We start from the raw sequence: 12,424 nt of genomic DNA, 5'->3' as shown, positions 1-12,424 counted from the left end.
ACTGATAATCATTATCAACTTCATTGTAGCTTCGGCAACGACTCAATAACAATGGACAGAATCGACAGTTGCTTTGTACAAAATGGAGAATGCAAACTTTAAGAAACAGCCACAACTATATACCAAACTATATCAAGCTAACGATCGTAGGATATCATCAATTTTTTTACTGTTCGAAATAATTCCGTTATTCATCCAGGTTAGAAAGTCGACTTCGTAAACACGGTTATGCCGCACAGCTGGTAGATCAAGCCACTCTGGCCGTTGCAGAAGTTCCCTCTCCTTACCTTCTGCCTGGCTGTGCCACTTATCAAATGTTATAAACAGATGATCCGCATTTAGCTTATGTAAGTCATCTACGGAGAGATTGAACATACCTGGTCTATTTGCCTTAGAAAATATACCTACTGCCGCATGGGAATGTAAACCAACATCACCATAAAGGACAGTTGAAACAAAGCCTTGACCCTCATCAGTATATTGAATGATGTGATCTGCGGAAATACGCAGAAAGGCAACCGTTTCACCTTTCATCATCTGACTCAGTGTATGACTCGCGCTTCTTGCTTTGAAATCATACTTGGCGATCGCATCATCGGCTAACTCCGTCCGACCAAAATAATCGGCAACGGTTCGTAGGAGTGTACGCCAGTTATTGGTCTGGTCACGTAGAATACACGTGTTGGATATGCGTCGACACTGTGAATATTGTTGTTGCTCATAACGATCCATAAGTAATATTAGATCCGGTTTATAACTGGAAATTGTGTCAAAGTTACCGCCATTCTCGTCAAACGTTGGAATATGATTTAAACCTAGATAGTCTTGTTTGCCCCACTTTGCATGACTATACTGGGCGATCGGCTGCATATCCAGAGCAACGATAAAATCCTCCAAATACGGTGCGACTACTCTAAGCTGTCCCTTCCGGCTACGGCGATATTGTCCTGGCGACATACCTACCGTCTGCTTGAAACGACGATTGAAATAATATTCATTGTTAAATCCAGCATTCAGCGCAATATCGAGCAGCTTATCATCCGCACTTATGAGCCACTTCTTGGCTTGATTAATACGTACTTCATTCAAGTACTGGAGAGGTACTTGACCCGTAGCCTCTTTGAACAATCGGGTATATTTCCAGCGATCAATACCTGCGAGGGATGCAAGCTCCTCTACAGTTAGAAGCTCGCGGTAGTACTGATGAATATGCTGTATGCTAAGCTCCACGCCTTGCTGATCCACATCCGTTCCCTTATCTTCGGACGTAGGTGCATTCTGCCGGAATAAGAAGAGCAGTAGCTCTTGAAATCTCACAAACCGTTGGAATAATTCAAGTTCATCACTCGCCCCGCGAAGACTATATAATTCATCAAGCAGCTCGATCATCTTCGCAAAAGGTGAGCAGACAAGCTCATCCTTATCCGGTATCAAGCTCGAAGCTGTCATACAATCGCCTGTTGTAAAGCACACTCGGTAATGACTGCAGCTCATAAGTTCTTGATCAAAAGAGAGTAGACTCCCAGGACTCCTTAAATAGCATTTTCCCTGTCCCGTTCCGCTCATAATAAAAATCAGTTCATAGCATTCTTGATTATTTCGTTCACTGTCGTGCAATTCATTCACTTCCGCTTGCTCACCAGCAACGATGAAGTGAATCGATTGCAGCACATATTGGACTCGAGGAGCCATCCCGGCTTGTTTGCGCTGTTCAATATCCATCGTTCTATTAACCGCCTTTTAATTGATATTCATTCTCAATAAATATAGTGTAAAATAAAATGAGCCGCCTATCAACCTTCGTTGACAAGCGGCTCTTTCCTCATGATGGCGATGAGTCCGCCAATGAACTTGATCAGTCTTATTTACTGCTCAGAAGTCAGTAAGCGAAGTAAGTCATCCATTTTTAATCCATTAGCTGTAATAGCTCCGGTCTGCCAATGCGATCTCTCTAATGGATATACATGTCCATTCCTAAATGCAGGGACATTCTTCCATAATGGATCTGTTTTCATTTCCTCAAGCGCTTTGGCATTGCTCTCTTCATCCCATGTTCCGTTGGACGGAAGAATAATAATGTGGTCTGCGTCAAGCTCTGGAACGACCTCCTTCGACAAGACGATATTCCCCTCCGTCATCGCTTCAGCTAACCCGGGCGCCTTCAGCCCTAGATCCTCATACAAGAGTTGTCCAACAAACGTGTTATGAATACCGAAAATATTAATCGATTTGTCTACCACGTTCATCCGTAAAACAACCAGCTTTTCATCGCCGATCGCTGCGTTCAGCTTCGCCTTCACATCGACAATACGTGCATCGTAATCGGCAAGAACTTGCTCCGCCTTGTCACTTAGACCAAGCAATTCCGCGATTAAGGTCAATGTTTTCCGTGAATCTGGAAGTATGTCGTCCGGTATGCGGAACGTCGGCGCAACCTTGGAATAGAGTTCGTATTGTGCTGCATCAACCTCTCCAGCGGCGATGATTATGTCAGGCTCAGATACAAGCAAAGCTTCGATGTTGCCGGTCACGTCGAACAACGGTACGTCTAGCTTCAAATAATCCTGCTTGCCCCACATTGGGTTGTAATATTGAACTATAGGCGTTACCCCAAGTGCAACCAAGTAATCTTCACGATAGAGAGCTGAGATTCGCTTCGGATGGGTCGGAATCTCTACTTCCCCGAATCCGTCGTTTACAACGCGCGTTTCCGCCAGGGACGTTGCTTCATTTGATGCTGCAGTTGTCTGTGCCTGCTGATCGGTTGTCACTGGAGCCACTGCTTGCTCGCCTGCCTGGCCACAACCCGTCACCGTAATCATTACTGCCGTTATAAGCGACACCCATCCTGCTTTCATCAATCTCCATTTACCCATGATCTATCCACTCCTAGATGTTTTATGTTTAGTAGCAAAACAATTCACTTATGTATAATGATAATCATTATCATTTTGCCTGAATAGATTTTACTCCATATTAGAGGCCATGCTCAATATACATTCTCTACGATTGGCTTTATACAAACTCGTCACTAGATTACTTACGAAGATACAATTAATACATTAATGATCCTGATTTATGTTAGACCATTTATTGGGCAATGTTAGCATTCTGCTGCAATGGTTGGATAGCTGTTTGATGCCAGTTGAGCATTCTATCCATCATTATTAAGGTAGCAAACAAGATACGTAAATTGATCTATTCATATTTAAGAACTTTTCAGAGCATGATAGATGAATGGAAATAACTTAATAACAAATATCAAAAAAATGTAAAGTGGGTTTTTTATGAGCTTCTTTCAAAGATTAAAGAACTTTAAATCCTCTAATGGAAACCGGAAATACTTGTTAGACCATTCCAGTAAAGAATGTCCCGAAGATCATCTAGATGTTCCGGAATTGAACACTTTGGATTGGATACAACAAAAGTTAGGCGATAGCCCTGATGTAATGATCCGTTCCCTTACCGGTTTTAAAGAACAGACTAATATTGATGTGACCATCATTTACATAGATGGACTTATAGATCAACAGTTACTGACTACGATGCTAGATGTTTTAGCGAATAGCCCCATTAACTCAGAAGATGATCCGATAGCATGGATTAAAAACCACCTACCGATCGGAAGTTTAAAGTCCGTTGATAAAAATCAACTTTTGGTATCTGTACTTGAAGGTCAGGCAATCATCCTAGTCGGTGAAGGAGACACCGTATTTACCGTTTCCATTGGAGGTGGGGCTCGAAGATCTGTTGAGGAACCTACATCCCAAACTGTTCTACGCGGACCAAAAGAAGGATTTATTGAAGACATTTCCACAAACATGGCTCTATTACGCAGAATTTTACGTACACCCGATTTGCGCTTTGATCCTCTAACGATCGGTGAATATACAAAAACTAAGGTATCTGTAGCATTTATTCGAGGAATTGCTGAACCAGAAATTATTCTTGAAGTAAAAAAAAGACTTCTGTCCATTGAGACCGATAGCATTCTTGAAAGCGGGTATATTGAAGAATTTATACAAGACGGGGTGTATACGCCGTTCCCAACACTTATGAACACTGAGCGTCCAGATGCAGTTGCTGGCGGATTATTAGAAGGATTAGTTGCGATAATCGTTGATGGGACTCCCTTTGTTCTACTAGCCCCTGTAACTTTTTTTCGGTTCTTTATCTCCAGTGAGGACTATTACCAAAGGTATGATATCGCCTCATTTTTACGGATAATTCGCTTCTCCTCTTTCTTAGTTGCTCTGCTGTTACCCTCCATTTTCATTGCAGTTACTACGTTTCAGCAGGAGATGCTGCCAACAACGTTATTAATAAGTCTAGCTGCCCAGAGGGAGAATACACCTCTTCCTGCACTCATTGAAGCATTTTTAATGGAATTGACATTCGAAGTGATTCGAGAAGCTGGGGTACGTATGCCACGTGCCATCGGTCCAGCAATTTCAATTGTTGGAGCTCTAGTACTAGGACAGGCAGCTGTCCAGGCAGGACTTGTATCTGCAGCAATGGTCATTGTCGTTTCCTTTACAGCTATATCAAACTTCGTGATGCCAGCCATCAACATGGCCGCTGCGGTACGTCTATTGAGATTTACCTTAATGTTACTGGCAGGATCTCTTGGACTATTTGGAATTTTAGCTGGGCTGGTTCCCATCTTAGTTCACTTGGTTTCCCTACAAACATTCGGGGTTCCCTATCTTCTTCCAGCAGCGCCGTTCAAACTTCAAAATATGAAGGATCTTGCACTACGCTTCCCTTGGTGGAGCATGCGAACAAGACCTGCCTTCATTAGTAATAGGAATCCTGTAAGACAAGGATCTAATCAAAAACCAAGTCCTCAATTAACACGTGATGAAGGGAATGAAGAACAATGATAATCAAGAAGATATACCTATTGGGTTGTATTTCATTGCTCCTCTCAGGATGTTGGAATCGAACTGAACTCAATGAAATAGGTATTACTTCTGCAACGGGGTTTGATCGTACAGAAAATGATTGGGTGGCTACATATCAAGTCATTGTACCGTCTTCAATCACTTCCAACACAGGTGGTGGATCCGGGTCTTCTCAGCCTGCAGTAAATGTATTCTCTTCGGTTGGAAAAACCATATCTGAAGCAGCCAATTTAACCAATTTAGAAAATCCCCGGAGACTTTATTTTGCACATAACAACGTTGTTATTATTGGAAAAGGTGCTATAGATCAGGGAATCAATCAACTAATCGATATCTATTTACGTACTTCAGAGTTACGCGAAACCGTCTGGTTACTTGTATCGGATCAAAATGCTGATACTATTCTTCGTAAACTGATTCCTCCTGAGAAAATACCTGGTGAGAGTATAGATCAAATTCTTCGTAAAGAAGCAGATACTTCATCTATATTCCCACCTGTTACGATATTCGACTATGCCAGTAAAATGAAGTCGGATGCCAAGGCCATAGGTATCCCGATTATAATGGTCTCTGGAAAAGGAAACACGGAGCAAAAAAAGATGTTGGATACCATGGATACGTATAAAGAGGTTTCTCAAGCTAACAAATTACGACTCACGGAACTCGCCATTGTTCACAATGGGCGTTTGGTCGGACATATGAATCAACATGAGAGTCGTGGCCTTAGCTGGATTACCAATAAAGTAAAAGGAACTGTCATTTCTATATCTACATCAGAACAAAAACGAAAAGAACCCGTTGCTCTTACCATCTTGAACTCTAAAACCAAGCAACGTTTAGTTAAAAGCGGTGACCACTATGTGATGAACATTCATGTCAAAGCTAAAGCCAATATCAGTGAATCGGAGTCCAAACTCAACTTATCAAAAGATACCATGGTCAAACAACTTGAAGATCAAGCTGGGAAGGACATTATGGAAGAGATAATGGCAAGTTGGAAAATTATGCAACACCTTGGAACAGATTTAGGGGGATATGCAGATACAGTTCATCGTAAATACCCGAAACAATGGCAGGAGATTAAAGATGATTGGAATCATGAATTTAAAAAAATGGAACTTAATATTCACGTTAAAGTGATCATCAAGCGCCCCGGCATGCTGCAAAATTCGTTTAGCAATTTAGACTAAACGAAACGATCATATAGTGAGGAGATCCGTCTTGAGCAAATTAACCCCGAAATTATCTGATCTGGTTGTCACTTTCTGCGTGTTTGAAGTAGGGAGCACCACGTTATTTCTATTGGGAGGAACCGCTAAACAGGATGCATGGATAGCTATGCTCATCGCGGCAACTGTAGGTTTTTTCCTTTTCTTGATGTATCTTTGGATACATCAATTGGATAAGGGCAAAGACTTATACGAGCTCCTACAATATTATATCGGTAAAATACCTGGCAACGTACTAGGATTCTTTTTTGCTATCTATTTTATGTACGAAACTTCCCGCAATTTACGCGACATGGGAGAAGTGACGGTTCTCACTTTATTAAATAGAACGCCTATCGCCTTTATCATGCTTGTGGCCATCTTAGTCGTTGGAAACACGGTAAGATATGGTCCTGAAGTACTTATGAGAACCTGTACCATCCTTTTTCCCATTTTTGTTGTCAGTTACACGGTGTTGATCGTGTTAATCACCGCAGCGGGTCTATTACACGTTGAAAATATGCAACCCATTCTCGAAAAAGGCCTACCACCTGTATGGAGCGCATCCTTCCCGGAGATTGTGTCCTTTCCCTTTGGACAGTCTGTCTTGTTCTTAGTATTTTTTAAACTCACCGAACATGATTCCAAGTTTAATAAAGCTCTTTTGAGTGCATATGGTGTAGTCTCCATAATATTAACCATAATAAATCAAATCAATATCATTGTTCTTGGACCATCCATAGCTACCAATGCTTCAACCCCCTTACTTGAAACCATTCAGCTCATTCAATTTGCTGGAGTTCTAGAGAGGATGGATGCCCTTTTTGCACTAGTCCTTTTTTTAGGTTTAGGTATCAAGATGGCTGCGTTTTTTATTGGTGCTGTAACAGGTTTAAGCCGGATTACAAACATAAAATACAAATTATTAATCATACCTACAGGCATAACGATTTACTTGCTATCCTTTCTGTCACCCAGGTACACGGAGTATATATGGCTGGGGCTTAACGTTTCAGTTAAGTGGGTTTCCCCTTTCTTTCAAATCCTTATTCCACTTCTACTACTGGCGTTTATGCTACTACAAAAAAAGAAAAGGTTAAGAGCATCCCAAAATACAGGAGAGAACCGCCAAAACCGTATTTGATACTTTACTGCCTAACGTTCAAAATCTCAGAGCCAACATGAACCCTACACACCGAGTTTGATTTAGCCATTTTTCTGCGTTCTTTGGTTGGCGTTATCGAATTTCAATCCTCCATCCTTTTAAATGTTCTGCTCCATAGATAAGGGCGTAATTTTCAATCAATCGTTGTATTGCTGCTATCTGTTCTGACATAAGTTTGCTATCTGCTGCCACAATAAATGCAGGATGAATATCATTATCGCTAAACTGGTTCATAAACCACGTTAGTGATTGTACATCCTTGTTAAAGGTGAAATCAAAAGGTTCTTCGAATCCAAAAACTTGATACGAACTTATATCATGAACCTGAAGAATCCGATTAAAATTGTTATCTGACTTGCTTATGATTAAGTCAGCAATTTCAATCATATATACAGAAGTTGATCTCGGATCGTAATACCCAAATAGATCAAGATTAATCCATTTATTTGGTACATTGCTTACAGTTTCGTGACTATGAAATAACCCATCATGTCTTGGAAGAACGAATGCAGGATCAATGATTTCTCTGCAGTGCTCCATCATCTCTTGCTTTTTTTTATTTACATGGCGAAATTCTTTGGGTCCCTCTGGGAAAATCTTATTAAACTTTTGATAAAAATATCTTGGAGAAGAAAAGCCACTCTCGATTGAGATATCAACGAGACTTAAATTTGTCGTTAATAATCGTTTTATCGCGTGCTCGATGCGTAAGTAATGGAGTAAATTTTGCAATGTATCTCCGATTAACAACTTAAATTGTGACGATAAATAATCTAAATTCAAATACTCATCTGTCATCTCAGCAATTTCATTCAGAGAAGCTTTGTTGGTGTAACCGTGGTTATTAAATAAATAATCATAGATCTTCCATATTCGTTGTAACTTGATTGGGTTGCCTTCGAATATTCTTTTGACATCTAAATTCCCAATAAGCAGATCCAACAATGGTTCGATTATATGCAATGAATTTAAAAAACGTAGCTCACTTTGGTTGTTTACCACTGGGGTTATTAGCGTGCAGATCGCTTCCGTTATTTCTTTGACTCGCTCTGAGCCTAGGTATGTTCCAGGGCCAAATTCGTGTGCAAACCAGACTTTGGACAAATCTGAACAGTGATCCTTAGCAAATTCAGCATCAATATTGATAAGTAACACCAAATTATCTTCATGGATATGTGACAAACGATGAACTTGATTGATATTGAAGATTTCTAGTCCACCAACACTCAATATTCTATTCTCGTCTGCGATGGCAACTTGAATGCTCCCTTCCAATACAATGACTACCTCAATGGAATTACTCCAACGAAACGGTTCATCTTTGATTCTTAAGAATTCCACTTTTAAGGGAGGACTTTGGTTCTGATTACTGCTCACCTTAATTTCCTCCTTTCAACTTAACGATGATAATTAAATCACAGATATTATCTAAGAAATGCACCTTAACCTCTAAGAAATGTGAATTGTTCTCTCAGCTTCATTTTAGGAAAATGAACTATAGAACATCAATGAAATTTAAAATGAAAGTTGGGTGATTACCGTGGAACAAATTGAAATCACATTGAAGCTGAATCCACAGCAACAAGCACAAGTGGCTAATTTATTTTACGAAGCTTTTCCATTGAAAGTAAAATACCTTTGGTTTTTTACCAAAACGAGAGAACAAGCCGTTGAGCTATTAGCTCAATCTATTCAATTTGAACAAGGCATCTATGCAATCCGAAATGAAGAAGTCATTGGCTTTCTCGGTTACAATCTAGGCAAAAAAGCCTTTGCACCTGCGAAATATAAGGCATTTCAGAAGGTTTATCCGCCTTTTGCAGCGATGTGGCGATATTTCTTTTATACCTTGTATTTAAGGTTCCATATGTACAACGAGGATATATTACAGATTGATCCTATTGCAGTATCTGAAAAAGCGCGTGGAACTGGAATAGGTAAACTGTTATTAAATGAGGTAGAGCAGCTCGCAAAAACGATGCAAATTACTAAAATAAATCTTGAAGTTGTTGATACAAATCCGTCAGCACAGAAATTATATGAGCGTTTCGGTTATAAGATCAAAAAAGAACTTACATCTGGCTCATTTACTGTAAAAGCTGGCTTCAAAAAAGTAATATTTATGCAAAAATGTGTAGAAATCAACAGTCACACCTAATCTCCCGACACCTCGGATTTTAACTACTGGTTATGGATACAAAATCTCAATTTCACCTGGAGCATAGGATTGCTCTGCGTATTGCCCGCCCCATCCACATAGCAATTTCAAAATGGGTTCAAGGGATTGACCCAGCTCTGTTGTTGAATATTCAACTTTTGGCGGTACTTGATTGTACATTTTCCGATGAATTAATCCGTCTGCTTCTAGCTCTCGAAGAGTTTGAATCAGCATCTTCTGTGAAATGTTGTTCATGAGCCGCTTAAGCTCTCCCGTCCGTTTAGGTCCTTTTATTAAATAATATAGAACAAGTCCTTTCCACTTTCCTCCGATAACCTCTAATGTCACTTCCAGTTCACAGTAATACGTTTTCATATCATACACCCTCTCTCCAATCTATTATGAATTAAAAGTTACTAGAAGAACAGTACCTACTTTTTAGTGATATAGTCACCAAATGGTGATAATTGTGTCATTACAACTTATTTGTTACGCCGAGGCGTTCATTCAATGGCATCAAGAATAGTTGCATACAGTTGCGGTAGCATATCATGTCTCATGTCTACGGGCACCTAACCACAAGCAAAACAAAAGCAACCGACTCATTGGGTCGGTTGCTTTCTTCATTTTTCTAAAAACGATAGTCTCCTAATATTCTGAATTACATCCTGTCATTATGCTGATCATTATGATAGGCATTTTCATTATAATAATGTTCAAACTTTTTTTTCATTTTATTAGCGATCAAGTGGGTTCGGCGGGTATGGACAAGGGCTCTAATGACAAAAAACAGAGCTATCAATACGACAATAGAATAAATAATATACATAGACAAACTCCTCTCTAGAAGGTAGATGTCCTTCTTTTACCATTCAACCTGATCAAAACGCATGTCTTTATAGTAGAACTCTCGATCCTGTTCGTTAATCTCACGAAGAACTCTGCACGGATTGCCCACAGCGATTACGTGTGCAGGGACATCCTTCGTTACGACGCTACCCGCACCAATGACACTTCCCCCGCCAATCGTGACTCCTGGTAGAATAATCGCTCCGCTTCCAATCCACGCTCCATCTTCAATAACGACGGGTAGTGCAAACATCCCGCCTTCTTTGCGCTTCTCAGGGTGTACCGGATGACTCGTTACAGCAATCGTTACATTTGGGCCAAACATGACATCATTCCCAATGGTTACTTTATAGTCATCCACCACGGTTAGATTGAAATTGATATATACATTGTTGCCAACGGTGGTATTTGATCCGTATGACATGCGGAGCGGAGGTTCCATCCATACATTCTCGCCCATGCTACCAAAAAGCTGTTTCATTAGCGTTTTTCGCATTTCAACATCATCTGGATGCAAATTATTAATTTCATAGCACAGTGCCTTGCCACGCTGACGTGTTTTGGCTAAATCCGCAGCCTCTTTCGGATAATTCGCATCGTGATCTGTAAATAGTTGTTTGCTTGCCATACGTTCCTGAATATTCATACCATCTTCTCCTTTTTGAAAAGCTAATATTTATAAGAGTAAATTACATAATCCTTTGTGATAATCAGGTTTATGTAAAGTTTCTAGTCAAGTTGTTCAGCCACTTAAATTGACGATAACGAGTGAAAGCAATAGGTAATTTAATTAATTCATCTAAGCTGATGACGATATATAAGAAAATGGGAGACACGTGCCAAACAAAAGCACACAGATAACTAAGGGGTAGGATAATAAGCCACATCACAACTGTGTCGCACCATAATCCAAACTTCGAATCTCCACCAGCCGGGAATATACCCGCTATGGTTGTGGAGTTAAACGATTTTGCAATGCAGTAATACGCACTAATGTATAACATCCCATCCAAATAACCTTGAGCAGCAGGGTTTAAATTAACGATGGAGTAGACCATAGGTTTAATGAGCAAAATTGTGCAACCGGCTATGATTCCAAAAATTAATGCGTAATAACACATGTTGTTACCCGCATACCTCGCTTTATCCATTTCACCCTGCCCCAGATACTTTCCAACCAACACAGACCCGCCGGTAGCTATACCTCCACAGAGAACAACAGCCAAGTTTTTAACTACAGATGCGATGGAGTTCGCTGCTACCATATCGGAGTTCACATGACCTATAATGGCAGCCGTAGCGGTAAGTGCTCCTCCCCATACGATATAATTCCCCTGTACTGGCAGCGTATATTTCAAAAAATCCTTTAATAGATTACGCTGAATACGGTCACGTACCGGTAAACGAAAGCGAATAGATCCTTTTGTTATGGAATGAATCACACAACATGCTAGTTCAATCATACGTGCCAATACCGTGGCAAGAGCTACTGCCGCAATCGCAAGTTCCGGATGGGATGGGAATAATACAAAAATGCAAATGGCATTAAATATAATGTTTAAGACCAAACATAAAGAACTAATCCACGCAGTGAGTTTTGCATTTTCCATACTTCGAATCACACTGAGATACATCTGCGATAATCCCATCACAAGGTAAGAAAAGGAATTAAACTGTAAAAACTTTGACCCATATTGAATCAGTTCAGAATCATTGGTGAATAAGTGCATCAGTGCGTCGGGAATCAACAAAGAAGACAAGAAAAACAGAATCGATATCCCTAAGGAGAACACGCAGGCAATACTAAGAATGCGCTGTATGGTGGGTGTATCCTTCTTCCCCCAATACTGAGCCGTGAGGATACTCGCCCCCGCTGACAATCCCATGTAAAACAATGTTAATGTAAACGTGATTTGTCCTGCGAGTGATACGGCTGCCATTGCAGATTGACTTATCATACCCAACATAATGACATCAACAGATATCACCGTTGCTGATATTAGGTTTTGTAGTGCAATGGGGATCACAAGCGATATTAACTCTCGATTAAAGTCTCGTTTGCCGAAACCTTGAAGTTGCATGCGTTTTCTCACCTATATCGATCCTCTCTGTTGTTTTGCATAATATAAGAATAGGATAC

10 protein-coding genes are annotated in these 12,424 nt (G+C 40.3%); 4 read left to right on the top strand and 6 right to left on the bottom strand.

Annotated elements, in window-relative coordinates; translation table 11 throughout:
• Positions 1-132 precede the first annotated feature (132 nt).
• Both MH215_RS17645 and MH215_RS17640 read right to left on the bottom strand, forming a co-directional pair.
• Positions 133-1,722: a helix-turn-helix domain-containing protein gene (locus tag MH215_RS17645; RefSeq protein WP_239291927.1), complete on the bottom strand. Its 1,590-nt coding sequence runs from the start codon at positions 1,720-1,722 to the stop codon at positions 133-135.
• 143 nt (positions 1,723-1,865) lie between these two features.
• On the bottom strand, positions 1,866-2,876 hold the full coding sequence (locus MH215_RS17640) for an ABC transporter substrate-binding protein (protein ID WP_239291920.1): 1,011 nt from the start codon (positions 2,874-2,876) through the stop codon (positions 1,866-1,868).
• Positions 2,877-3,287: 411 nt separating this feature from the next.
• Between MH215_RS17640 and MH215_RS17635 the strand changes: the two genes are divergently transcribed.
• From MH215_RS17635 to MH215_RS17625, 3 genes are read left to right on the top strand one after another with little or no spacing between them, the layout of a single operon-like run.
• Positions 3,288-4,883: a spore germination protein gene (locus MH215_RS17635; RefSeq protein ID WP_239291914.1), complete on the top strand. Its 1,596-nt coding sequence runs from the start codon at positions 3,288-3,290 to the stop codon at positions 4,881-4,883.
• On the top strand, positions 4,880-6,094 hold the full coding sequence (locus MH215_RS17630; protein ID WP_239291912.1) for a Ger(x)C family spore germination protein: 1,215 nt from the start codon (positions 4,880-4,882) through the stop codon (positions 6,092-6,094). Before MH215_RS17635 ends, MH215_RS17630 begins: the two co-directional genes overlap by 4 nt.
• A gap of 31 nt (positions 6,095-6,125) precedes the next feature.
• Positions 6,126-7,256: a GerAB/ArcD/ProY family transporter gene (locus tag MH215_RS17625; RefSeq protein WP_239291910.1), complete on the top strand. Its 1,131-nt coding sequence runs from the start codon at positions 6,126-6,128 to the stop codon at positions 7,254-7,256.
• A 93-nt stretch (positions 7,257-7,349) separates the two neighbouring features.
• Here the strand turns inward: MH215_RS17625 and MH215_RS29260 are convergent, their stop codons facing one another.
• On the bottom strand, positions 7,350-8,654 hold the full coding sequence (locus MH215_RS29260) for a helix-turn-helix transcriptional regulator (RefSeq protein ID WP_239291908.1): 1,305 nt from the start codon (positions 8,652-8,654) through the stop codon (positions 7,350-7,352).
• 163 nt (positions 8,655-8,817) lie between these two features.
• On the opposite strand from MH215_RS29260, the gene MH215_RS17615 reads away from it, so the two are divergent.
• Complete coding sequence (locus MH215_RS17615) at positions 8,818-9,435, top strand: GNAT family N-acetyltransferase (RefSeq protein WP_239291906.1); 618 nt, start codon at positions 8,818-8,820, stop codon at positions 9,433-9,435.
• Positions 9,436-9,465: 30 nt separating this feature from the next.
• Here MH215_RS17615 and MH215_RS17610 read toward each other — a convergent pair whose 3' ends face one another.
• From MH215_RS17610 to MH215_RS17600, 3 genes are all read right to left on the bottom strand, one after another.
• Complete coding sequence (locus tag MH215_RS17610; protein WP_239291904.1) at positions 9,466-9,810, bottom strand: winged helix-turn-helix transcriptional regulator; 345 nt, start codon at positions 9,808-9,810, stop codon at positions 9,466-9,468.
• Between the two features lie 490 nt (positions 9,811-10,300).
• Positions 10,301-10,930, bottom strand: a complete 630-nt coding sequence (locus MH215_RS17605; RefSeq protein ID WP_239291902.1) for a sugar O-acetyltransferase — start codon at positions 10,928-10,930, stop codon at positions 10,301-10,303.
• Positions 10,931-11,000: 70 nt separating this feature from the next.
• On the bottom strand, positions 11,001-12,365 hold the full coding sequence (locus tag MH215_RS17600) for an MATE family efflux transporter (protein WP_239291901.1): 1,365 nt from the start codon (positions 12,363-12,365) through the stop codon (positions 11,001-11,003).
• Positions 12,366-12,424: the final 59 nt, after the last annotated feature.

It is taken from the genome of Paenibacillus sp. ACRSA (assembly GCF_022346845.1).
GTDB lineage: Bacteria > Bacillota > Bacilli > Paenibacillales > Paenibacillaceae > Paenibacillus.
The sequence above is the reverse complement of the archived record's forward strand: the minus strand, read 5'-3'. Positions and strand labels throughout refer to the sequence as shown.

Bases quoted from the DNA above. Each gene is read 5' to 3' on its own strand.
- MH215_RS17645 (WP_239291927.1), bottom strand. From the start codon at position 1,722: ATGGATATTGAACAGCGCAAACAAGCCGGGATGGCTCCTCGAGTCCAA.
- MH215_RS17640 (WP_239291920.1), bottom strand. From the start codon at position 2,876: ATGGGTAAATGGAGATTGATGAAAGCAGGATGGGTGTCGCTTATAACG.
- MH215_RS17635 (WP_239291914.1), top strand. From the start codon at position 3,288: ATGAGCTTCTTTCAAAGATTAAAGAACTTTAAATCCTCTAATGGAAAC.
- MH215_RS17630 (WP_239291912.1), top strand. From the start codon at position 4,880: ATGATAATCAAGAAGATATACCTATTGGGTTGTATTTCATTGCTCCTC.
- MH215_RS17610 (WP_239291904.1), bottom strand. From the start codon at position 9,810: ATGAAAACGTATTACTGTGAACTGGAAGTGACATTAGAGGTTATCGGA.
- MH215_RS17605 (WP_239291902.1), bottom strand. From the start codon at position 10,930: ATGAATATTCAGGAACGTATGGCAAGCAAACAACTATTTACAGATCAC.
- MH215_RS17600 (WP_239291901.1), bottom strand. From the start codon at position 12,365: ATGCAACTTCAAGGTTTCGGCAAACGAGACTTTAATCGAGAGTTAATA.